Here is a 22,706-nt window from a genome sequence, read left to right on the forward strand (position 1 = left end):
CATGACCGCCACGCCCGCGATCCCCCCGGAAGGGGCGGTGCGGGTGGCCGACGCCTTCGACCGGATGGCCGAGGGCGTCCAGACGGCGGCACGCTGCGACCCCGCGACGGTGCGGCTGATCCTCACCGCGTTCGCCGCGGGCGGGCACGTCCTGCTGGAGGACCTGCCCGGCATGGGCAAGACGACGCTGGCGCGCGCGCTGGCCGCGGTGACCGGCGGGACGGTCGGCCGCGTCCAGTGCACGCCGGACCTGCTGCCCTCCGACATCACCGGCGTGACGATCTTCAACGAGGGGACGCGGGAGTTCGACTTCCACCCCGGCCCGGTGTTCGCCAACGTCGTCATCGTCGACGAGATCAACCGGACGTCGCCGAAGACGCAGTCGGCGCTCCTGGAGGTCATGCAGGAGGAGCAGGTCACGGTGGACGGGAAGGCGCACCCGGTGCCGCGCCCGTTCCTCGTCGTGGCGACGCAGAACCCGGTCGACCTGGAAGGGACGTTCCCGCTGCCCGAGGCGCAGCTCGACCGCTTCCTGATGCGGCTGTCGCTCGGCTACCCGGGCGAGGACGCGGAGATGTCGCTGCTGCGCGGCTCGGCCCTGGCCGTCCCCGAGGACCTGGCCCCGGTGCTGGACACCGAGGCGATGGCCTGGCTCGGCCCGACCGCCGAGAACGTCGTGTTCGCCGACCCGGTCTACGAGTACGTGCTGCGGCTGGCCCAGCGCACCCGGCGGCACCCGCACCTGCGGGCCGGGGTGTCGCTGCGGGCGTCCATGGCGCTGTGCCGGGCCGCGCGGATGTACGCGCTGTCCCACGGCCGCGGGTACGTCACCCCCGGAGACGTCAAGACCCTGGTCGGGCCCGTGTGGGCGCACCGGCTGGTGCCGATGTCGGGCGCCGCGACCGCGGCGGAGGCCGCGGAGCTGCTGGACGGCATCCTGGCCGAGGTCCCCGTCCCGGCCCCGCAGGGGAACGGGCACTAGCCGCATGGCCGGCAGCGCTCCCCGCCCCACGGCCCGCGGCTGGGGGCTGCTCGCGTCCGGGGTCCTGCTGTGCGGCGGCGGCCTCGGCTTCGGCTATCCGGCGCCGGCCGTGGTGGGCGCCCTCGCCGTCCTGACCGTCGCGGTGGCGGTGCCCGTCGCCGGACGGCCCCCGGCCGTCCGGGTCCGCCGCCGGGTCACGGCCACGCGGGTCCGCGCCGGCTCGGCCGTCACCGTCGTCCTGGACATCACGCCGGGGGACGGCGCCCGCAGCGCCGTCGCCGAACGCGTCGCCGGCCCCGGACCGGCGGTCGTCCTGCCGCTCGGCCCCGCCCGCGACCGCGTCCGGTACCTGCTGTCGGCGCCGCGGCGCGGCGCGGTCGAGGCCGGCCCGCTCAGCCTGGTCCGCGCCGACCCGCTCGGGCTGGTGCGCGCCGTCCGCCCGGCCGACGACGTGCCGGTCCGGCTGCTGGTGCATCCGCGCCACCACCGGCTCGCCGCCGTGCCCGCGGCCGGCGGCGGAGGCCGGGACACCTCGTCGGCCGCGGTCCGCGCCTCCGAGGGGGCGTTCGCCGGGCTGCGCGAGCACGTCCCCGGCGACGACGTCCGGCAGATCCACTGGCGTACCTCCGCGCGCCGCGGGCGGCTGATGGTCCGCGAGCACATGGACTCCACGAGCCCCGGCATGACCGTGCTGGTCGACGACCGGTACGGCCCCGACGAGCTGGACGCCCTCGCGGAGGCCGCGGCCTCGATCGTGGCGTCCGCCCCGGACGTCCCCGTCGAGCTGCGGCTGGCCGGCGGCGCGCGTTCGGCCGCGTCCGCGGGCACGATCGCGCACCTGGACGTGCTCGCCGAGGCCCCGGCGCGGCCCGGAGCCGACTTCCCGGCGGCCTGCGCGGGCCTGCGGTCCGCCCCGTCCGGGCCGGTGGTCGTGCTGCTGTCCGCCAGGGCGGCGGGCGACGACGTCGCCGCGGCGATGCGGGTGCTCGCCGCACGGCGCACCCTCTCGCTGGTCGGCGTGATCGGCACCGGCGACACCGGCGACGGAGCGTTCGCGCCGCAGGGCAGGGCGCGGCTCCTGCGCGCCCCCGACGCGGCCGCTTTCGCCGCGCAGTGGAACGAGAGCCGCTGGTGGGCCCGGTGAGCCTCGCCCGCACCGCGCTGTCGTCCGCCGCGGTCGCGCTGGCCGCCGCCGCCTCGGCGCCGCTGCTGGCGGCGGGCTACGACCGGCCGTTCCCCGTCTTCACCGTCCTCGCCGCCACCGCGGCCCTGGCCGTGGCGGTGACGTCGGCGGCGCGCCGGCTGACCCGCGGGATCGCCCCCGCCGCGATCCCGGCGGGGCTGCCGGCGGCCATGCTCTGGCTGGTCGCGCTCGCCGCCTGGGCCCCCGGGCCCGTCAAGGGCCCGGTGCCCGCCGCCGTGGACGCGCTGCTGCACTCCGGCGCCCGCATCCTGACCACCGCGCCGCACGCCCCGGCGACCGTCGACCTGCTGGCGTTCCCGGTGGTCGCGGTCTGGCTGGCCGGCGCGATCGGGACGGTGCTGCGCCACGACGGCCGCGTCCTGCCGGCGCTGCTGCCCGGTGCGCTGGTCCTGTGCGGGGCCGCGGTGCTCAACCCGCAGGTGTCCGGGCCCGGCTACCAGTCCGCCGCCCTGCTCGCCGTCGCCGCGGCCGTGCTGCTGGCGACCGCTCCCGAGGCCCGTCCGGACACCGCCCGCGCCGGGCTCGCCGTGCCGCTGCCGGGCCACGGACCCGCGGCCGGTCCGCGCCGCTGGCGGGCGCGCATCGGCGCGGTGGCCCTCGCCGCGGCCTGCGTGGTCGCACTGCCCGGCGCCGTGTACGCGGCCGCCGCGTCCGGGGCGTTCGAGAGCTTGTCGGCGCGCGCGTCGGACCCGCGCCGGGCCGCCGCGCCGCAGACGCCGGTCGAACTGCGCAACCCCCTGTCCTACCTGTCGACCTGGTCGGCCGAACCCAACGCCCCCCTGATGCAGGTGAAGGGACCCGAGACGAGCCTGCGGTGGGTCGCCCTCAGCGAGTTCACCGGACCGGTGTGGCTGCCCGACAGCACCTACCGCCCCAGCGGGTCCGTCCTGCCGCCCGCCAGGGACACGCCCCCGAAGACGGCGCCGACCACGGTCCGCGTCTCGGTCAGCGGCCTGCCCGGCGAGTGGGTGCCGGTCCCCGGCACCCCCACCCGGGTGAACGGGATCGGCGTCGGCGACGACGAGGAATCCGGCACGCTGCTCTCCTCGGACGGCCCCGTCGCCGGCCGGACCTACTCGGCGACCGGGAACGTCCCCGACTGGAGCGACCGCCCCGCGGCCCGCGCCGAGACCGCCTCCGGCTCCGGATACGAGCGCTACCTCCGGCTGCCGCCCGGCGCGCCCAAGAGACTCGCCGACATCGCCCTCTCCGCCGCCGGCGACGGCACCGCGTACCAGCGCGCGTCCCGCCTCGCCGAATACCTGCGCGACTCCTACACCTTCCAGCCGGGCGCCCCGAGCGGGCACGGCTACGGAGAACTCGCCCGGCTGCTGGTCGCACCGGGCAAGAAGGGCGGCGGCGCCACGTCCGAGCAGTTCGCCAGCGCGTTCGCGGTCCTCGCACGCGAAGCCGGGCTCCCGAGCCGCGTGGTGGTCGGATTCGGGCCGGGTACCGGCGGCACCGACCGCGTCGTCCGCACCGGCGACGCGGTGGCCTGGGGCGAGATCTGCTTCGAGGGCCTCGGCTGGGTGCCGTTCGACCCGAACCCGCGCAAGCGCTCGCAGGCCGCCGCGCAACCCCGCGCCAGCGAGCGGCCGGAAGACGACGGCACCGACCCGGACTCGGCCACGTCCGACGACCTCACCGGCGGCGGCACGACCCGGCACGGACGCCACGGTTCGGGCACCGGCGGGACACTGCTCCTGCCCGTCCTCGTGGGGCTCCCGCTGCTCGTCCTGCTCGCCCTCCTGCTGGGCGTCCCGTCACTGCGCGCGATCCGGCTCCGCCGGCTGCGCCGGGGCGCCCCGTCCGCCCGGATCCTGTCCGCATGGACCGAGATGCAGGTGTCGATGCGCATCGCGGGCCTGCCCGTCCCCGCGTCCGCCACCGCCCCCGAGATGACCGAGCGGCTCGCCAGGGAACTGCCGGACGCCGACACCGAGCGGCTGCACCGGCTGGCCGTCCTGGTCGACGCCGCCGGATTCGGCGGGGCGGTCACCCCGGACGACGCGGCGTTCACCGTCGCGGAGGTCCGCGCCCTGACCACCGGGCTGCGGCGCACCCGGCCGATCCCGCGCCGCCTCACCTGGTGGTGGGACCCGCGCGCGCCGCTATGGGCCGCTCGGCCCGCTCACTTGCCGCGGTGAGTGCAGACCGGCTTGGCGTACGCGACCCGGTCGACGTCCACCACCGCGACGACCGTCAGGCAGTACTCCACGCTCGGGTTCAGCGCGGCGACCACGACCTTCGTGGCGCCCGGCTGGGTGTTGGCCAGCGTCGAGGGCCGCTGCCCCTGCGGGCCGCCGACGACGTAGTACGAGGCCTTGCCGCCGGTGGCGTCCTTCCAGCTGACCTCGATCGAGACCCGGCTGTCGACGATCCGCACGTTCGCCGGCTTGTACTGCTCGGCCGGCCGCACCGCCGTCGGGCTGGACGTGGGCACCGCCGCCGCGGGCGGTGACGCGGACGCGGGGGAGGACCCGGCGGGCGTGGCCGCCGCCGCGGGGTGCCGGTCGGGGTTCCCGGACCCGGCCGTCAGCACGGCCGCCGCCGTCAGCCCCGCGACGAGCACGAGCACCGCCCCGGCCATCAGCACGATCTTGCCGCGACGCGAGCCCGACCGCGGCGGCTTCGGCACCGGGACGAGACTCTGCTGGTGAGGCCCCTGCGGCGGAGCACCGTAGGGACCGCCTTCCGGCGGCGGCCCGGCATGCGGCCCGGGCCCGAGCGGCGTGTAGACCACCTGATCGGGTTCCGGCACCGTGTAGGCGTAGGGGTCCGGCTCGGGCGCCGTGTAGGTGTAATGCTCGGGTTCCGGCGCGGTCTCCGTCCACATCCACTCGGCGGCGCCCTGTTGCCCGGCGAGGTTCTCTGCTTCGGCGGGGCCCGGTGCTTCGGCGGGGTATGCGGCAACGTACTGGTGGTCGTCCCCGCCCTCCGGCCGGCCGTGCTGCTCGGGGCTCTCCACCGTCCGCTGCTCGCGGGTCGGATAGGGGGCGTCGGGGAGCTCGTCCCCCTCATCCACCGAATCGACGTCCCAGTCGGTGACCTCGGCGGGTTCCGGGACGGGGGAAGGCTGTGCGGTGACGTCCTGGTAGTCGTCCTCAGGCGGTTCCTCGGCGGGCGCGGGCTGCGGCTCGATCACCGTGGCGACGGCCTGGGCGGGCGCGGGCGCGGGCTCGGGCGCCGGAGCCGGAGCCGGAGCCGTCCACGCTTCCGGCGGCGGCTCCATGAGGAGTTCGCGCCGCGGGGGCGGCGGCGGTTCGGCCGGGGGCTCACGCCGCGGGGCCGGCCGGGCGTTCGGCCGGGTGAGCAGCGCCAGCAGCTCACCCATGGTCAGCGGCCCCATGTCCGCGATCACCCGCGGGTCGAAGACGTCGCCGCGCTCGCTGAAGACCGAGTGCACGAGCACGGTGAACCCGCTCGCCGCCAGCCCGTTGGCGAGCACCGGGACCCCCGCGTCGGGGAGGTCCTCGCCGAAGTCCGGCCCGAACATGAACGTGGCCGGGGAGCCGACCTTGCCGCTCTGGGACAGCTCCCGGAGCGCGGTCGCGGAGGCGACGTCGAACACCGCCGGGAACCGTCCGGTGGCGCGCAGCTTCCGCGCGAGGGCCGCATGTCCCGCCACGATGACGTTGGGCGCAGTGACCATCACAGTTTCCTCAGTGCTCCCGCAGAATCGGCGTCAGAAAGACCGTCCGGCCGCCGGCCTCCGCCGCAACCCGGGACGTCGTCACCACACGATCGCCGAGTCGTCGTCGCCGTCGTCATCGTCACCCCGCGTGCCGGCGCCTGTGCCGGACGCGGCTCCGCTTCGAGGTGCCTTGCCGGCCGCGGGTGCCGTGCCGGTGCCGGATGCGGTGTCGGCGCTGGTGTCGGTCGCGGTGTCGGTCGCGGTGCCGGCGCTCGTGTCCGTTGCGGTGTCGGATGGCGGGACGGTGACGGTCGCCGTGACCCTGACGGGGGGCGGCGGATCATCGGGCGACGGCGGAGCGGGCGGCGGCGGCGGGGCGTGCATCTGCTGGATCATCGCCTCGACCTGCGCCTTGGCGCGGGCGATGGAGTCCTTGTCCTTGCGCTTCCACCAGGGGGTCAGCCACATCTCGACGGGCCGGGCCGTGCCGGCGACGACGACGGCGCGGCCGAAGCGCATGGTCCGCAGCTCCTCGGGACTGAGGATCTGCTTCCCATCGTGCTTGCCCACGAGGTCGGAGAGGTCGGAGATGTCCTTGATCGTGCCGGCGCCGCCCGAGATGATCTTCATGGTGGCGTTGTCCAGCAGGGCCGCGGTGCGGTCCGCTCCCCACTTGGCGCGGGCCTCCGCCAGTGACGTCAGGTAGACGTGCACGGAGATGGAGTACCCACCGGACTCGCCCATGTAGGTCGGCAGGCCGCCCGACACGAAGACGTCGGCGACCTGGTTGAGCTCGAAGGTCAGCGGCGGGTCGAGGCGCCCCGTCGGGTTCTTCATCGCCGCACCGCGCGCCGACCGGAAGTACTGTTCGAGGATCGTGGTGACCACCGGGGCGATGCCGCCCCAGTCGGGCTGCCTCTTCGCGACGAAGTACAGGGTGTTCCGGCCCTTGAGGAACTTGGCGAAGTCGAACTCCTCCCCGGGCTCCGGCGAGCAGTCCTCCAGGACGGGGGGATGCGAGAAGGCATGCATGACCTGCATCACCCCGGGCCACAGGCCCTCGTTCCGCATGTTGAACTCCAGTTGCCCCGTGTACCCCGGGGCGGTCCGGCCTTCCCGTTCGCCCTGCCGCAGGATCTCGAGCGCCTCCTCCCCGTTCGCCTCGTAGATCCAGCGCATCACCTCCCGGAAGTTGACCCTGCCGATCGCGCCGGCGTGCAGCAGGCACCGGATGATGGTGATGACGCCGCTGAGCACGGTGCCGCCTTCCCGGCCGATCGAGAAGCCGCTCGACTCCACGAGCGTGCCGGACCGGACCGCGCACACGTTCGGGTCCTCGCACCCCTGCAGCGGTGACCAGCGCATGCGGTTCGGCCATCCGGTCCAGTTCCACGGGTCGAACACGTAGACCTCGCCGTACTGCGCCCGGATCATGGCGGTGTTGATGAACGTCTCCCGCCGGCTGGAGGTGACGATGACGGGGCCCGGGGCGTCGATGGTGAACGGCGTGACGAAGTGCACGTCCTTGCCCTGCCGCGGCGCGGAGATGAAGATCGCCATGTCCTCGATGGACGCGTACAGCTTGCGCCGGGACCGGATGTCCTTGCCGAGGTAGAAGCCGACCTCCTCCGGCGGGATCGAGCGCGGGGGCTGCCCGTGCGTGGACGGACGGACCTGCCAGGCCATGCTCTGCACCCGCTGGGCGCTCAGCAGCTTGCGGACCTCCCAGCCGGAGGCGTAGCCGAGCCGGAACCGGCGGACCGTCCTGCGGCGCCGGAAGTTGAGGAACAGCCGTACCAGGAAGTACGTCCCCACCGCCGCCACCGCGAGGAACACGAAGAGCAGGGAGAAGAAGATCGGCGCGGACCCCAGGGCCGCCGCGGCGGCGGGCGGCCATGCGCTGTGCGGATCGCTCGGATGGGTCAGGAGCCTGAAGGCGATGCCGATGCAGTCGGTGGGGTCGGAGTCCGGCCACCCACCGCCCGTGATGACACCGGACACCTGACCCGCCAGCCAGGTCAGGAAACTGCTCGCTCCGCCCAGCAGCACGACCAGCAGGCCGATGCCGATGAAGAGCGTGTACACGTCATCGTCGTCATTACCGGCCACAGAACCTCCTCGATCGTGGTGTCCGGATGCGCCCGTTCCCGGGGCACGGCGAGCGCAACTGCCGGCCGGTGCCCATGAGCCTCGCCCTGGTCATGCCGTGGTGACCTCCGAGATCTGCCAGCCGCCGTCGTTCCCGCGGGCCAGGGTGACGAAGGCCGTCGCGTGGACGGGCGCCCCCTTCCAGCCGTCCCGGCCGGTGGGAGTGACGGTGACGGCCCATTGGCGATGGGCGGTGGTGGCGGTGTCGGCGCCGACACCGTCCTCGATGGCCTCGAGCGTCAGGCGGACCCGGGCGTAGGCGCGGTGGTCGCGCCAGAGGGAGGGCACCGCCCCGACCGGTTCGGCGTTCAGCGCCTTGGCGTACTTCGCGGACAGGTACGGCCTGGCTCGCAGGTAGGCGTCGAGCTGGTCGCGGTCGCCCGCGGCATCGACCGTCCACATCACCTGGACGGCCGCCCGCGAGACCGCGGTCGCGTCACCGCGGTCGACGGTCTTCGGGTCGGGGAGGCCGCCGTGCGGAGTGGCGGTGGGCGCGGGCGCGATCGCGGCCGGGGCGGACGGGGCCGTAGCGGAGGCGGAGGGGACGGACGGCGCGTCCGCTTTGCCGCCGTCCGACTTCAACCGCTGCGGAAGGACGTACGCCAAGGCGAGCACTACGGCCACGACCGCCACGCAGCCGAGCCCGGGCCGTGGTACGGACGCTCGTTCCTGGTCGGCCATCCGCTCAGGCCTTCGCCGTCATGGCGAGCCGGAGCGCGGCGACGAGAGCGGCGCGCGGTGGGCGGCCGGGGGCGGCCATGGGATCCTCCTGAAGTCGTGCGCGAAGGCGTGCTGCGGGTCAGGCGTTGAACTTGTCGCCCGCCAGCACGGAGATGTGGACGTGGTCGTAGTGGTTGGCCGTCAGCCCGCCGCGGTCCGGCATCAGCCGCCACCCCTCGCGGGCCCGGGTGGGGTTCCAGATGTGCTGGCGGTAGATGATGTAGTCGATCCCGAGGCGGCTGGCGTTGGCCTTGGCCCAGTTGGCGATGCTGTAGCCGAGTTTGACCTCGTCGGCGTTGGGCGATCCGGAGCTGATCATGAAGTCGCAGGCGCGGCCGAGGGGGTGCTCGCCGCCGCCGGGGATGCCGCCGTCCGCGCGGTAGCAGCCGATCCCGCGCGGCACCGTGAACTTGGTCTTGATCTGGTCCCGTACGCAGGCCATCCGTTTCGTGATGTGGCCCGCGACGAATCCCGCGGCGTCGCGGCAGACCGATCCGGGCGCATAGCTGCCGCCCTCGCCGAACCCGCCGCCGCTGCACGCCATCCCGGCGTTGTTGGAATTGTCGAGGGAGAAGTCGTTCCCGCCGTACTTCTTGGCCCACGACAGCACCAGGTCCACATAGGACCAGGAGTGGTTGTAGGCGTAGATCGCCTTCCTGGTGTTCGAGGGCGCGCCGCTTTTGTGCAGGTAGTTGGCGGCGGTGAAGATCGCGTCCGCCGGGTCGTAGCGGCTCTCGGTGCCGTTGGGCTTGCCGTCCGGCCCGGGCCCGTCGATCCTATTGTCGATCCAGGTGCTTTGCAGGAACTGCATCGGGCCGCCCGCGCCGGCGTAGTTCTCCCCCGAATGCACGCCCGGAAGAGTGGAACGGCCGTGGTCGGTCTCGACCTTTCCGATCCCGGCGAGCACATACCAGGGGATTCCGCCGAACCTCGGGTCCACGGACGCGGCCTTGTAGAACTTGAGGTAGTTCGAGGGAATGGTGTTCGCGGAGCTTCCGCGCGCCAGCGCGACGTTCCGCACGGTCCCGCCGCCGAGCGGTTCAGCGCCGGAACTCATGGTGTAAGCGGCGGGCAGCGTGCTCGGGCCCGTCTTCGAGGGTTTCGGTTTCGGCGCGTTGCTCAGCAGATCCGGCCCGGCGGGATTCGCCGGGGCACAGGCAGGAAGGATGCCGAGGGGGTCTTCTTGCATCTTGGCGACCACGACCGCGGCAACGCAAAGGAGCACCACAAGGACGGCGGACCCCGAGCAGCCCAGCCCGGCTATGAGCCTCAGCCAAAAGACTTTTCTCATTGGGCACTGCTCTTGGAACGGTCGGTGAGGCGACACCGTGCGATCGGTGGTGACACCGCCGATCTCCCGCCGTGGTGGCGAAGCGCGGAGCCGGCGCCGTCGGCCTGCCCTCCCGCCATGTCCCACCTCCCCTGTGACCCGCCGATCAAGACAGTGCGGTCATCGGGCGGTTATGCAAGCCGCTTCAGGCGGCCGTGCTCGTCCCGGCGGTGGGACCGGGCTCCGGCGAGCGCGGCGAACCACCGTCCGGACCGTAGGATGGAGCAGCCGCGGCGACGCGCAGGAGCCGGAGAGCCGAGCGTCTCGTCGGTTGACGATGCCGGTGACCGGCGCACGGTCGACCTCGAACGTGCGGAGCGGCTCGCAACTTCTCTTAGGGGGCATGGTGATGCGACCATCGCCGAGCGGCGCCCGACCGCGCGGGAAAGCCGCCCCGGGGAGCGCGCCGGGCACAGCGATGTATCCCTCTCAGCAGCAGGTGCGCCCAGCTGGAGCCTTCGTTGCGCAGGGGGTCGTCCCGGCGGAGCGAGGGCCTTCGCCGAAGAGCGCGCTCGGGGTGGTCACCTACAGCGGTCAAGGCCCCGCTCTCTGGCTCTCCTCATGTCATGGCGGCGCCGGAGCGTCCACCCTTGCGGCCCTTCTTCCCGCCTGCGGGAGCGCGGGACGCTACTGGCCGGTACCCGTACCGCAGGGACGATCGCGGGTGCTGCTGGTCGCACGCGGCCACGCGTCGGGACTGCTGGCCGCCCAGGCGGCCATGCGCCAGTGGGCCGCGCGGGGGCTCCCGAGCGTGCAGCTGCTCGGCCTCGTGGTGGTCGCCGACGCCCCCGGGAAACGTCCGAAGCCGCTGACGGATCTCCTGCAGCTGATCACCGGCGGCGTGCCCCAAGTGTGGGACCTTCCGTGGGTGGAGGGTTTCCGTCTCGGTGAACCTCCGAATGCGGTGAAACTTCCCTCTGCCTACTCACGTCTGATCCGCGACATGGCCGGTGCGATTTCCGCGGGGCCGGATAACTGACCTGGGGTTCCGTCACCGGTTTCCGGGCTGATCAGGGAAGTGCGGCCGGGCTCGAGCCGCCCGGCCGGTCCGGTATCGGTGTCAGGACGTTCACGGTGGGTGTCCGCCTCGCGGAACTTCCGCGCGCCGCCGAGTTTCCTGCCAGATTTTGTGTCCCCCGATGGTTGCCGATCACACCGGCTCGCGGACCGTTCTGAACGTAGAGCAGAACGGTGCTCGGGAGGTGCTCGTCTCGTCGGTCCAGCCCTGGCCGGCGGAGTGAGCCCCTTCTGAGAGGGGGCCATCAATCATGCGAGTGGCGGACACAGCCCGACCACGGCGGACGTCCGGCGGCACCGGCGCCGGGTGCGCCGGGCCTTCGCCGGTTGCATCGGCCTTGTTCCCGCGCTCCCTTCCTCTCCAGGTCATCAAGGAGCCGGCCGCTGCCCTGGCCGTCCTCGTGCCCCATACCGGAAACCCCGGACGGAACCGTCCGGCACTGTCCGGTGGCCGATCCCACTGGACGGCCCAGGACGTTCCCCGTCGCGTGCACCAACGGCTCCGGCTCCTCCGCGCCGTGCCTCCCGGAGCACGCCGATCCGTCATCGGCCTGCACGCGGCCGGCTCGAAGTCTCAACCACGTCATCTTGGAGGACGCGCATGCTCGATGTGATGATCTCGCAGACGGCCGCCCTGGCCCACCATGTGTCACACCTCCTTCCCCTCGCCGGACCCCACGACCCACCGGCATCCGCCGACCCCGGCACGAACGTGGTCCCGGATCCCGGTGGTTCCTCAGAACCGCCGTTCAAGGCCGCGCTGTTCAAGATGGTCCAGTGGGGGATGTGGGGCGCCCTTCTCTGCTGCGTGGTGGGATTCATCGTCATCGGCGCCAGAATGGCGCTTCAGCACAAGAGGGGCGAAGGGGGCGGCCATGTCGGAAGCATGGCCATCGTGGGGTTCGCCACCGTCGTCATCATGACCGCGCACCAGATCGTGTCGTCGCTCGCCGGGGGTGGGGGCTGATGACCTTCCGGCCCGTCCGCGCAGCACGCGGAGGGCCGCGGCAGGGCACATCATCGCCGCGTCGGTGCATGATGATCCTGCCTGCCGTCGTCATGATGCTGGGGATCGGCCTTAGCGTGATCAGCCTTTTCGGTGTGCGCACCGCTGAGGCGGCTCCCCTCGCTCCGGCTGCGGGTGATCTGGCGGCGACGTCGGCCACCGCCCGCCTTGGGTCTCCTCTCCCTCCTGCATTTTGCAATGACGGCTACTGGTGCAAGACGGAATCGATCCACACCCGTGACTCAGATCCCGGCGGCTACCTTCAATGGGCTCCGAACAAGGGCCGGATCAGGATCTGCGACCACGAGGCGGACGACCACGCCGTGGACGCCAAGATCTTCGACGGGTCGAGCGGGGTGGCCTATGTGTACGAAGGCGGAAAGGGGCATTGCCAGGAGAGGGCGATTCCTCATTATGACAAGAACAAGACGTACAGATTCAAGGTCTGCCTGATCACAGATCACGGGGAAGGGTGGTGCAATACCAGTACCACTGCTCGATTTCCCGACGCCTATTGCGAACAGAAATCCGGGAAGGACAGCTCCGACTGCAAAGGCGCGGACGGTGATGCTTGCAAGTCCGTGCCGGGGCCGGCTGGAGATTATTGTGAAAAGGGCAATGATAAGCCGGCGAAGGATCCTTGTACCGACCTGACGGCGGCGGCTCGCAACCAGTGCGTTGCCGACACCGGCGGCAAGCTCAGTACAGGAGGAGGCGACAAGAATGTTTTCGACATAGGAAAGCCAAATGGAATAAAACCTCCCGGCGGCGACCCTGCGGACATCAACGACAGGCCTGTCCTGTCCCAGCGCCATGCAGGTAAAGCAGGCGCAACCGCCGAACCGATCAAGATATTGCTCGGCTATTTGAAATGGACTGTTCTGGTCGGGTGTGAGGTAGGGATCGTGATCGTCGGGGCCAAGGCCGCGATCAAGCACAAGAGAGGTGAGGCCGGCGCGCACGCCACCGGTTTCACCTGGGTCATGATCGCGTGCGTCGTCGCGGGCTCCGGACTCGCCCTCGCCTTCATCAGTCTTGTGGTCGATCCACTCTAGGCGCCTGATGGCCACGCCCCGTCCGGCGGAGGGCCACGTCGACCGTGATGCGAAGAAAGAGTTCGGCCCCGATGCGATCCGGCGGCGGATTGGAACGCGACAGAAAGCCAAAGAGGGACGACAGGCTGTTTCCGGGCGCGACTGAGGGCGACGGTTACTTGCGACTCCGGTGACGGTGCCCGGCAACTTCTCATCGCATTCCTTTTCTTGGGCGACCGGCTTGACTTGGAGGTTCGTCTTGTTTGCACCGGATCCATTCACGCCCGGCTGGGTGAGCCAGCCCGGTTCGGATCCCATCGAAAGCATTCTTAATGGTATGACCCTCTGGTTCATCAAGGGGGTCACCAAGGGTGCGCTCGAAAGCCTCCAGACGAACCTGACATGGTGGATGAGCGACACCGCTTATAGTGTCAACTTTGGCGGCGATAGCGAGGGCGGCGTACTTAACTCGCTGCGCGAGCACACCAACCTGTTCACCTTCTTGGGTGCGATGGCGGGCTTTCTCGTCGCGGCGTTCCGGGTCGCCATCCAGCGCAAGGGCGAACCTTTCCGAGAAGCGATCTCGCATTTCTTTGAGCTGGCCATCGTCGTTTTCACTCTGGCCACCGCGGTAAACCTGGCGAGCATCGCGAGTGACAGATACTCTACGTGGATCCTCCAGGACGTGACACCGAAGGACGGGGACTGGACCGCGAACTGGCTTGACAATCTCAACTTCTTTAATGGCACAGGAACGATGTTCCTGCTCGGATTCTTCGCGATTGCCGCGCTGATCTCCTCGTTGGTGCAGTTCGTTCTGATGCTGTTCCGGAGCGGCGCTCTCATCATCTTGGTCGGTACACTTCCGGCGATCGCCGCAACGAGGTTCACCTCCTACGGGAACCGTGCCTACAAGAGAAGCGTCGGCTGGCTCATCTCGTGGGTTCTCTTCAAGCCGGTCGCCGCAACGATCTACGCTGCGGCGTTGGACCTGATGCAGTCGGGCAGCAAAGCGGACCGTCTTTTCGGCCTCGCTCTCGTCGGTGGCGCGATTTTCGCGCTACCGGCCACGCTGCGGGCCGTCATGCCTCAGGTCGCCGAGGACAACAGCTTCTTCGGCCTCCGCCAGGTCGGTCACTTCATGTTCGGCGGTAGTGCCCTGAACGCCGTCAGGGGTGACAACGTCGTGACGGGCGCCCGGCAAGGGGCAGGCAGGCTGAGGAGCTTCCTGTTCGGTCCTACGGGCGGCAACCGCACCACAGCCGGCAATCGCACTACTTCGGGGCCTGGTACTCCCGGGGGCACCAGGCCCTCGCGCAGGACGCCTGGACCTGGCACTCCCGGATCCGGTACTCCCAGGGCAGGCGGTCCACGTGGGACCGGTACTCCCGGGACAACTGGCGCACCTGGGACCAGTGCTCCCGGCGCAGGTGGTGCTCCTGGGGCCGGCGGCGCTCCCGGCACTGGGGGTGCTCCCGGGGCCGGCGGCGCTCCCGGCACGGGGGGTGTCCCCGGCACCTCCGGAGCCAACGGCCCTACGGGCAGCTCGACGACCGGGGCCCCGGGTACCTCGACAAGCGGGACGGTTCCAGGCCCGAGCACTCAGAACCGCACGGCCTACACCAGCCCGAGCGGCGCGCCCGTTTGGGGCGGACCCCGGGACGTCGCGGACGGCGTCCGCGGTCCGGTCGACGGTTGGGGGGCGCGGGACTTCCAAGCTCCCGTTGAGAGCGCCAACCCCAACCAGAACGCCAATCAAAGGATCATCATCCCCCGTGACGGGTCCGGCCCGAGCGGCAACGACGGAACCGGCCGCAGAGGCGGCGGGGGCGAAAACACTTCCGGTCCGACCGGCAACTCGGGAACATAGGAATGAGGTGAGCCGACGTGCCTTCCGACTATCGCGAACCCACGTACGGGAACTGGCGTAGACCCGTCTCGCCGGGAATCGGGCGGCTGGGACTGGCCGGCACCCTGATCCTCATGGCAGGGCTGATCATCGTCACCCTGATCGCGACGGTGATGCCGGTGGCCGGCCTGATCGGTGCCGGCGTGCTCGGACTGCTCATGCTTCCCCTGGTCATCCAGGACCAGCACGGCAGGACCGCGCTCCAGTCGCTCACGGCGCGGTCGAACTGGTGGTGGGGCCGTTCCCAGGGGTGGCATCTCTACCGCTCGGGACCTCTCGGCGTCGTCTCCCACGGCTCGTGCCGGCTCCCGGGGCTGCTCGCCGCCTCCCGCCTGGTGGAGGGACACGACTCCTACGGGCGCCCGTTCGCCCTGGTGGTGGTCCCGGCGACCAGGCACTACACCGTGGTGTTTGAGTGCAACGCCGACGGGGCGGCGCTGGTCGATCAGGAGCAGATCGACGTATGGGTCGCCCACTGGGGGCACTGGCTGGCCGCACTCGCCTACGAGCCCGGCCTGGTCGGCGCGAGCGTGACCATCGAGACGGCGCCCGACCTCGGCCACCGTCTCCGGCAGGAGGTCTACGCCAATACCGATCCGAACGCTCCGGAACTGGCCCGGGCGGCCCTGGAAGAGATCGTGTGGAACTACCCGGTCGGAAGCGCCAGGGTCTCCACCCGTATCGCGGTCACCTATGCGACCCTGCCGCATCTCGGCGGCAAGCGTCGTGACCAGGACGCGATGGTGCGGCAGATCGGGATGCGCATCCCCGGGCTGATCTCCGGGTTGGAGATGACCGGCGCCGGATCCGCGCGCCCGATGACCGCCCACCAGCTCGCCGAAGCCGTGCGGATCGCCTACGACCCGGGCGCGCAGTCGGACATCGAGTCCGGTGAAGGCGAATCGGCGCACTGGGAGAACGCCGGGCCGGTCGCGGCGCAGGAATCCTGGGACCACTACGTTCACGACAGCGGCTGCTCCGTGACGTGGGGCATGTCGGAGGCGCCTCGCGGCGAGGTGCTGTCCAGCGTGATGAACGGTCTGGTGGCGCCGCACCCCGACATCGCCCGTAAGCGCGTCACCTTCCTCTACCGGCCGCACAATCCCGCCTCCGCCGCCCGGATCGTCGAGCGGGACCGCAAGGATTCGCGGTTCCGCCTCGACGGGGCCGCGAGCGCCGCCCGCAGCGAGATCGACGTCATCAAGAGCGACCAGTCGGCCATCGAGGAGGCCAGGGGCGCCGGAGTGACCCGGTTCACCATCCTCGTCACCGCCACCGTCCACTCGGCCGAGGAGCTTCCGGTCGCGGCGGCGGCCGTCGACACGCTCTCGGCTCCCGCGCGCCTGCGGCTGCGGCGGATGTACGGCTCGCAGGCGTCGGCGTTCGCGGCCGCGCTTCCGGTCGGGATCGTGCTTCCTGAGCATCTTCAAGTTCCCGCGCTGGTGAGGGAGTCCCTGTGAGCGGTCCGGAGGAATCGGTTCTGGACGGAGAGCCGCCGGCCGAAGAGAGCGGCGGGAAGGGCGGGAAGCGCGGGAAGAAGCGCAAGAACAACAAGAACGACAAGAACAAGAAGACCGACAAGGGCGTACGCGTACCCGGGTACAGGGGTTTCGCCCGCCGTGGCGGAGGCCGGGTCTCCTACGTGGAGATGCCTTCGGAGTGGCGCGGCACCACGGTCCAGGTCTGCGGGCTGTGGCCGTTCGCGGCCGGGACGGGAACTCCCATGGTGGGCGTGCCGCTCGGCCGGGAGCTGATCAGCGGCGCCGCGCTGTGCTGCGATCCGATCTCGTGGTTCCAGCGCGCCAACCTGATCCACAACCCGTCCGCCCTGGTCCTGGGCAAACCGGGGCTGGGCAAGTCGACCATGATCCGCCGGATGCTGCTGGGCCTTGTCGGCCAGGGGGTGTTCCCCATGGTGCTCGGCGACCTGAAACCCGACTACGTCGACCTGGTCCGGGCCATGGGAGGGCAGATCATCAAGCTCGGCCGCGGGCTGGGATCGCTGAACGTGCTCGATCCCGGCGCGACGGCCGCCGTGGCGTCCAGGCTCCCCGAAGGGGCGAGGACCAAGCTGATCGCCGATGCGCACGGACGCCGGCTGAACATGGTCGCCGCGCTGCTCACGATCGTGCGCGGGGCGCCGATCGCCGACACCGAGCGCACCGTCCTCAACGCCGCACTGCGGGTGCTGGACGAGCGCCACCAGGGCGTACCGATCCTGTCCGACCTCATCAAGGTGATCGACGACGGGCCCGAACGGCTCCGCTCGGTCACCCTGGCGCGCGGCGACGAGGTGCGTTACCGCACGGCCGTCGACCCGTTGCACGCCTCGCTGCTCGGGGTGATGGACGGGCCGATGGGCGAGACGTTCGCGCGCCACACCACCACCGCGATCCAGCTGGACAACCCGGGCGGCGTCTGCATCGACATCAGCGGGATCGACGACTCCGACGCCGAACTGCAGGCCGCCGTCCTGCTGGCGTGCTGGTCGGACGGCTTCGCGTCGATCGAGGCCGCGCACGCGCTGGCCGACGAGGGCCTTGGACCCCGGCGGCACTTCTTCGTCGTCCTCGACGAGCTGTGGCGGGTGCTGCGGTCCGGGCGCGGCCTGGTGGACCGGGTCGACGCCCTCACCCGCCTCAACCGGCAGCGCGGCGCCGGCCAGGTGATGATCACGCACACCATGGCCGACCTGCTGTCGCTGGCCGACGAGTCCGACCGGATGAAGGCCAAGGGCTTCGCCGAACGCGCCGGCATGGTGATCTGCGGCGGGCTGCCGCAGGCCGAGATGCCGATGGTGAACGAGGTGGTCCGGCTGTCGTCCATCGAGGAGCGCATGATCGTCGACTGGTCGACGCCGCCGTCCTGGAACCCCGACCTCAAGGAGGACAGCGAGCCTCCGGGGCGCGGCAGGTTCCTGGTCAAGGTCGGCGGCCGTCCCGGCATCCCGTTCAAGGTGGAGCTCACGAGCGTCGAAAAGGACGTCAACGACACCAACAAGCGCTGGGTCAACTCCACCACGAGGCCGCCCGCCTGATCCCTGTGACCGGCGTGGCCCGGAAGTGAATGTTGCGGTGACCCGCGATGCCCGGACGGTGCCTTACGAAGGCACTTGTTCACCGCATCGAGATCCGACCGCAACGTTGAATCTCGGCCACGGAGGTATGGACCGGAATGAGCCTGGTCAACGGCGACCAATCGGCGGACGAGCTCCAAGGACCGGAAAGGGAGCCCTACGGGTTCCTGGAACGGCTGGCCATGGAGTTGAATTCTCAACAACAAATGCGGGCCCGGGCCGAGCGCACGGCGGGAGGTGCATGGGTCCGGGTCGTCAACCCCAAGACCGGCTGGTTCAGCGAGCGGGTGAAGTGCTACCCGGACCCGCTGTCCGGCGACGTCCTCTGCTTCTGGTGGGAGTGGGGCTCGAAGATCGGCACGGCGGACGATGTGCGCGGCTCCGCAGCGGTCATCGCCCGCGTCCTGGACCCGGAGCCCGAACTGAGCGCCGGAACGGTTAACCCCGGGGATGCGTGAACGTCCGAACCCCGGACAGTAGCCATTGAGGCTGCCTCCAGCAGTCCCACCTAAGAGGCCCTGCTCCCTTGGTCGCCAACGGCGCCGGTCAGGGGAGCAGGTGCAATTTACATTGAAAATTAGCGAGCGACCCCGGGCTCCGCGCATTCTTCTGGGGTCACGCGGAAAACTCCTCTAGGAGTTCCGGGCAGCGCCGAACGGCCTCGTCCCACCAGATCCGGTACATGGCGGCACGGTCGATGCCGGGCACACGCGCGCGGGCGGCGAGCAACGCGCGCGCCAGCGGCCGCCCTTCGTCGGGAAGCCCGGCGGTCAACTCGCGGACGAGCCGCAGGACGGCGTCGGCGCCGCCGGCCGACCCGGCCCAGCCGCCCGCCCGCACCCACGACGCGAGGATCTCGGGGCGCCGGTCGGTGCGGGGGGCGGGCATGGTGCGCGTCCATACCGACCGGAAGCCGTCCCAGTACCCCTCATGGCCGCCGGCGCGGACGCCGGTGACGTGGCGCGGCGGAGCGCCCAGCCACAGCAGCAGCCCGTCCAGCACCCCGCGCTCATCGGGTTCGGAGGATCTGGCCTGCGTCAGCCGGATGGTGAGCTGCATGCGCTCGTTGGCGGGCACCCGATCCCGCGCCGTCAGCCAGTCCGCGAGGCCCGGCAGGACGTAGCCGAGCCGCTGCATATCGGACGCGAGCGTGACCAGGTCGCTCACGCAGCCGGTGCCGTGCTCGGCGAGTGCTTCCAGGCCTTTCGGCTCGGCCGGACGTAGCGGGACGAACAGCACATCGCAGAACGGGTCGAGCAGCGACTCGGGCAGATGCCGGGTGAGCATCCTGAACCAGGCGACGAGCGAGTCCGGCGGTCCGAACGCCAGTTCCGTGATCAGGGCGCACAACACGCCGGGGCTCGCGGCGAGCGCGTCGAGCGTCGCGGGCCACCGCGCGGCCGCCGCCGGGTCGACCGCATCGAGGACGATCAGCGCCGCCGTTGCCGCACCGACGGTCTCGTCCTCGCCGCGCCCGGCCGGACCGAGGAGGACGGCGAGCAGATCGTCGGCGCGGCCGAGGTCGCCGGCCAGCTCGACGTACTGGGCCGCGTTCCGCCCGTCCACCGCAGCGGCCCCGCCCCACACGACGCGCCGCGCCGCGCCGCACAGCTCTCGATACGGCGCGTCGCTCGTCCCGGCGATGGCCGTCCAGCATCCGCGCAGCAGCGGCACGTCCCCGGGGTCGTCCGCCCGGATCAGCTCGGACAGGACGGACCGCGCGTCCGCCAACTCTCGGTACCGCCCGCTGCGCAGCAACTCCCGCACGTCGACGAGGTCGCGCTGGTCCTGCACCACCGCGACCGGCCGGCCGAGAACATGGATCGCGGTGCCGGGATCGGCGTCGGCCAACGGCTCGCCCGCCGCCGCGAGATGCGCGATGACGTCTGCAGGCGAGCGGCCCCCTTCTCCGAGCAACTCGACGAGCATCCGGGCGTACGCGCGCCCGGCATTGCTGCGTTCCGGGAGCCGGGGCGTCCGCCAATCCAACTCGGTGGTGCGGTCGCGGACCCGCCGCGCGAACGCCAGGGACACGTTGCGGTTGCCGCTCTGGTCCCAGGTGGCGGCGCTGAACCGGGTGCGCCAGCCGTACGGCAACAGAGCAGCGACGGCGTCGAGGAACGCGAGCCGGTCCGAGGCGCTGAGGTCGGGGGCATTGGTGATGGTGACGGGGCCGTCGAGCAGCAGTGACGCCGCCGCCGCTACCCGCTGGACCCCGAACCGCTCGATCGTCGCCGCAGGCTCCGTCGGGTCGAGGGCGGGGACGTGCAGGTCGAGGCCGTCGGCGGGAAACGGCGGCGCCGCCGCGGCGAGCGCCTCATACAGTCCCGCATACGACACCGGCGCCGCGCGCAAAGCCTCGTACGGGACGCAGAAGTAGCGAGTCTCCGCGATCGGACGGCCGGCGCCGTCGGCCTCGCCCGTCCAGTCCTCCAGTGCGATGCCGATGCGGGTTCCGTCGTCGGCGCCGCGCACCTCGCTGATCGTGATCCATGGCAGCGCGGCTGGCCCCGATCGTCCCGGCGACGGCGTGCCGAGCGCGAAATGCCGCAGGATATGCGCGTAATCGGTGGCACTGAAGTCCGGCCCGCCGCAACCGGTCACCCGGTATTCGTCGTAACTGCCAGGGGGCTTGCCCCGCACCGCCCAGCCCGCCCGCAGATCCGCCACGGGCCCATTCTGGGTGAGGCCGAACCGGCCGGGAAGGGCATCCGCCGATCTTGGGCGCATGGACGGCCGGATGCCCTGGGTGCGTCACATCCGGTAGAACATCCGGGTGGCGGGGAGCAGCACGCGGTGGGGTGTGTTGCGGCTGAAGAACGACGCGGTCCGGATGGCCGGGTTGGGAACGACGACGCGTTTGTTCTTCTCCAGTCCCCGGATCGCCGCGGCCGCGCATCGGTCAGCGGAGATGACCGCGAACCTCGGTGCGTGCGCGAACAGGTTCCGAAGCGTCGGGGAGCCGTCCGCGATCTCGGTGCTGACCGGGCCGGGGCACAGCGCGGTGACGCTGGTGCCGGCCGGGCGCAGTTCGAAATGCAGAGCCTCGGCGAGAGACAGCGCGAAGGCCTTGGTGGCGGCGTAGGTCGCCTGCCGCGGAATGGGTGCGAACCCCGAGGCGGAGGCGACGATGAGGACGGCGCCGGGCCGTTTCTCGAAGCCGGGTGCGTACGCGCTGGTGAGCCCGAGAAGGGCTTCGCAGTTGAGGCGGACCATGTCGATCTCGTGGCAGGGGTCCTGATCGGTGAAGTCGCCGCCGCTGGCGACTCCGGCGTTGTTCACGAGCACACTGACGCGTAGCCCGAGATCGTTGACGCGGCCGGGGAGTTCTTCACGGGCCACGGGATCGAGCAGGTCGCAGGGCAGCGCCTCGGCTCGCACTCCGTACCGTTCCGACAGCCGCCGAGCGAGTTCGACGATGCGGTCCCGGCGGCGGGCCACGAGGGTGACGCCGTGGCCGCGGGCGGCGAGCCGGCGGGCGAGCGCGGCGCCGATTCCGGAGGACGCACCGGTGATGAGCGCCGTGGTGTCGGGCCGGGGAGGCGGCAATGCCATGTCCGGACTGCCTTTCTGACGCTGGAAGCGGATCAGCGAGCGGGTGAGGACGAGCCGGCCGGCCGTCACGCAACTATGAATGAACATCATTCATTCAGTCAAGGAGTTGGGGACGTGAACGACCTTCATTCATACTCATCGGGTGATGGCGAACGCACCCCAGCGGCGACGCCGCACCAGCAAGCCGGCCGAGCAGGTGCAGGCCGACCTTCTCGCGGCGGCGGCCCGGCTCTTCGCGACCCGCGGCTTCTCCGACGTGGCCATCGCCGACATCGCCCGCGCGGCCGAGGTGGCCACGGGGACCTTCTACAGCTACTTCACGAGCAAGGACGACGTCCTGCTCAAGCTCCGATGCTCGGTGCTCGACGGTCTCCTCGAACGTGCCGCGCCGGAGTCGGCCGCGCCGGGAGCGGACTCGTGGTGGCAGACGGCGGCGGCCGTCATCGACTCGACCGTCCGGTTCTGGTTCGAAGACCCGGAGCGCTCAAGGGTGGTGCTGCGCGGCAGCGTCGCGGACGACGCCGCGCAGATCGCCCCCGTGCTGGCCGCGAACTTCGCCGAGGGGATACGGCTGGGCCAGCAGTCCGGTGACGTCAGCCACGACATCGACGCCGAGATGGCCGCCGGACTGCTGATCCACGGCGCCTTCGGGCTCGTCTACCAGGCCATCGTCCACGACCACGTGAAGGACCCCGTGACGCTGATCGCAGGCATCACCGCCCTCGCCCGCCACCTCCTGGGGCCCGCCGTGGCTGACGGCTCGTCCGGCTAGGGCGGAGGTACGGCCAGGACCGACTGCACCGTGGCGGTGACGACGCGCCCGGTCTCCCTGGTCTTCAGACGTCCCGCGCGGTCCTCCTCGGCGGCGCCTTGCAGGACGTAGTGGACGACGTTGACCAGCCGCGTGAGCGGGAGGTCGGTGCGGAAGACGCCTTCGTCCTGGCCGCGCCGGAGGGTGCTCTACGCCAACGTGCCCATCGGCCTGGCGGCCGTCGTCCTGACACCGGGCAAGCAGAAGACGGCCTGACCCGAAAGCCACCCTGGACATCGGCGGCCGGTCCCGCCAGGACCGGCCGCCGATGCCTAATGGA

17 protein-coding genes are annotated in these 22,706 nt (G+C 71.3%); 11 read left to right on the forward strand and 6 right to left on the reverse strand.

Going from position 1 to position 22,706, the window contains the following annotated elements; translation table 11 throughout:
* Position 1: 1 nt before the first annotated feature.
* Genes J4709_RS01790 through J4709_RS01800 form a run of 3 tightly spaced genes read left to right on the forward strand, consistent with a single transcriptional unit; the run spans position 2 to position 4,333 of the window.
* Complete coding sequence (locus J4709_RS01790; RefSeq protein WP_208236311.1) at positions 2-982, forward strand: AAA family ATPase; 981 nt, start codon at positions 2-4, stop codon at positions 980-982.
* A gap of 4 nt (positions 983-986) precedes the next feature.
* Positions 987-2,126: a DUF58 domain-containing protein gene (locus J4709_RS01795; protein ID WP_208236115.1), complete on the forward strand. Its 1,140-nt coding sequence runs from the start codon at positions 987-989 to the stop codon at positions 2,124-2,126.
* Entirely contained in the window at positions 2,114-4,333 is a 2,220-nt protein-coding gene (locus J4709_RS01800; protein ID WP_208236117.1) for a transglutaminase TgpA family protein, read from the forward strand. The genes J4709_RS01795 and J4709_RS01800 overlap by 13 nt, the downstream gene beginning before the upstream one ends.
* Here J4709_RS01800 and J4709_RS54440 read toward each other — a convergent pair.
* The 4 genes from J4709_RS54440 to J4709_RS01820 all read right to left on the reverse strand — a co-directional run bounded on the left by J4709_RS54440 (position 4,318) and on the right by J4709_RS01820 (position 9,745).
* Entirely contained in the window at positions 4,318-5,838 is a 1,521-nt protein-coding gene (locus J4709_RS54440; RefSeq protein ID WP_208236120.1) for a hypothetical protein, read from the reverse strand. The two genes, J4709_RS01800 and J4709_RS54440, sit on opposite strands and share 16 nt — an antisense overlap.
* 81 nt (positions 5,839-5,919) lie before the next feature.
* The gene (locus tag J4709_RS55360) at positions 5,920-7,929 is read right to left on the reverse strand and encodes a type IV secretory system conjugative DNA transfer family protein (protein WP_208236122.1); all 2,010 of its coding nucleotides are present in this window, start codon (positions 7,927-7,929) and stop codon (positions 5,920-5,922) included.
* Positions 7,930-8,019: 90 nt separating this feature from the next.
* Entirely contained in the window at positions 8,020-8,649 is a 630-nt protein-coding gene (locus tag J4709_RS01815; RefSeq protein WP_208236124.1) for a hypothetical protein, read from the reverse strand.
* 118 nt (positions 8,650-8,767) lie between these two features.
* Positions 8,768-9,745: a lytic transglycosylase domain-containing protein gene (locus J4709_RS01820; protein WP_208236126.1), complete on the reverse strand. Its 978-nt coding sequence runs from the start codon at positions 9,743-9,745 to the stop codon at positions 8,768-8,770.
* 691 nt (positions 9,746-10,436) lie between these two features.
* On the opposite strand from J4709_RS01820, the gene J4709_RS55365 reads away from it, so the two are divergent.
* From J4709_RS55365 to J4709_RS01855, 7 genes are all read left to right on the forward strand, one after another.
* Positions 10,437-10,997 (forward strand): DUF6668 family protein, encoded by a 561-nt coding sequence (locus J4709_RS55365; RefSeq protein WP_307800865.1) that lies wholly within the window; start codon positions 10,437-10,439, stop codon positions 10,995-10,997.
* A gap of 639 nt (positions 10,998-11,636) precedes the next feature.
* On the forward strand, positions 11,637-12,002 hold the full coding sequence (locus J4709_RS01830; RefSeq protein WP_208236130.1) for a hypothetical protein: 366 nt from the start codon (positions 11,637-11,639) through the stop codon (positions 12,000-12,002).
* Between the two features lie 68 nt (positions 12,003-12,070).
* Positions 12,071-13,096, forward strand: coding sequence for a hypothetical protein (locus J4709_RS01835; RefSeq protein ID WP_208236132.1), 1,026 nt, complete (start codon positions 12,071-12,073; stop codon positions 13,094-13,096).
* 316 nt (positions 13,097-13,412) lie between these two features.
* Positions 13,413-14,945 (forward strand): hypothetical protein, encoded by a 1,533-nt coding sequence (locus J4709_RS01840; RefSeq protein ID WP_208236134.1) that lies wholly within the window; start codon positions 13,413-13,415, stop codon positions 14,943-14,945.
* Positions 14,946-14,962: 17 nt separating this feature from the next.
* Positions 14,963-16,444, forward strand: a complete 1,482-nt coding sequence (locus J4709_RS01845; protein WP_372442031.1) for an SCO6880 family protein — start codon at positions 14,963-14,965, stop codon at positions 16,442-16,444.
* Positions 16,441-18,021, forward strand: coding sequence for a putative type IV secretion/conjugal transfer ATPase (locus J4709_RS01850; RefSeq protein ID WP_208236136.1), 1,581 nt, complete (start codon positions 16,441-16,443; stop codon positions 18,019-18,021). The genes J4709_RS01845 and J4709_RS01850 overlap by 4 nt, the downstream gene beginning before the upstream one ends.
* A gap of 137 nt (positions 18,022-18,158) precedes the next feature.
* On the forward strand, positions 18,159-18,518 hold the full coding sequence (locus J4709_RS01855) for a hypothetical protein (RefSeq protein WP_208236138.1): 360 nt from the start codon (positions 18,159-18,161) through the stop codon (positions 18,516-18,518).
* A gap of 157 nt (positions 18,519-18,675) precedes the next feature.
* On the opposite strand, the gene J4709_RS01860 is transcribed toward J4709_RS01855, so the two are convergent.
* Positions 18,676-20,730 (reverse strand): hypothetical protein, encoded by a 2,055-nt coding sequence (locus J4709_RS01860; RefSeq protein WP_208236140.1) that lies wholly within the window; start codon positions 20,728-20,730, stop codon positions 18,676-18,678.
* Between the two features lie 84 nt (positions 20,731-20,814).
* Positions 20,815-21,705 carry an SDR family NAD(P)-dependent oxidoreductase gene (locus J4709_RS01865; protein ID WP_208236142.1) on the reverse strand — a complete coding sequence of 297 codons (891 nt, stop codon included), beginning with the start codon at positions 21,703-21,705 and terminating at the stop codon, positions 20,815-20,817.
* A 55-nt stretch (positions 21,706-21,760) separates the two neighbouring features.
* Here J4709_RS01865 and J4709_RS01870 point away from each other — a divergent pair, with 55 nt between their 5' ends.
* Positions 21,761-22,387: a TetR/AcrR family transcriptional regulator gene (locus J4709_RS01870; RefSeq protein ID WP_208236144.1), complete on the forward strand. Its 627-nt coding sequence runs from the start codon at positions 21,761-21,763 to the stop codon at positions 22,385-22,387.
* Positions 22,388-22,706: the final 319 nt, after the last annotated feature.

It is taken from the genome of Actinomadura violacea (assembly GCF_017573465.1).
GTDB classification, from domain to species: domain Bacteria; phylum Actinomycetota; class Actinomycetes; order Streptosporangiales; family Streptosporangiaceae; genus Spirillospora; species Spirillospora violacea.

Bases quoted from the DNA above. Each gene is read 5' to 3' on its own strand.
- J4709_RS01790 (WP_208236311.1), top strand. From the start codon at position 2: ATGACCGCCACGCCCGCGATCCCCCCGGAAGGGGCGGTGCGGGTGGCC.
- J4709_RS01795 (WP_208236115.1), top strand. From the start codon at position 987: ATGGCCGGCAGCGCTCCCCGCCCCACGGCCCGCGGCTGGGGGCTGCTC.
- J4709_RS54440 (WP_208236120.1), bottom strand. From the start codon at position 5,838: ATGGTCACTGCGCCCAACGTCATCGTGGCGGGACATGCGGCCCTCGCG.
- J4709_RS01815 (WP_208236124.1), bottom strand. From the start codon at position 8,649: ATGGCCGACCAGGAACGAGCGTCCGTACCACGGCCCGGGCTCGGCTGC.
- J4709_RS01820 (WP_208236126.1), bottom strand. From the start codon at position 9,745: ATGAGTTCCGGCGCTGAACCGCTCGGCGGCGGGACCGTGCGGAACGTC.
- J4709_RS55365 (WP_307800865.1), top strand. From the start codon at position 10,437: ATGTATCCCTCTCAGCAGCAGGTGCGCCCAGCTGGAGCCTTCGTTGCG.
- J4709_RS01830 (WP_208236130.1), top strand. From the start codon at position 11,637: ATGCTCGATGTGATGATCTCGCAGACGGCCGCCCTGGCCCACCATGTG.
- J4709_RS01835 (WP_208236132.1), top strand. From the start codon at position 12,071: ATGATGATCCTGCCTGCCGTCGTCATGATGCTGGGGATCGGCCTTAGC.
- J4709_RS01840 (WP_208236134.1), top strand. From the start codon at position 13,413: ATGACCCTCTGGTTCATCAAGGGGGTCACCAAGGGTGCGCTCGAAAGC.
- J4709_RS01855 (WP_208236138.1), top strand. From the start codon at position 18,159: ATGAGCCTGGTCAACGGCGACCAATCGGCGGACGAGCTCCAAGGACCG.
- J4709_RS01865 (WP_208236142.1), bottom strand. From the start codon at position 21,705: ATGATGTTCATTCATAGTTGCGTGACGGCCGGCCGGCTCGTCCTCACC.
- J4709_RS01870 (WP_208236144.1), top strand. From the start codon at position 21,761: ATGGCGAACGCACCCCAGCGGCGACGCCGCACCAGCAAGCCGGCCGAG.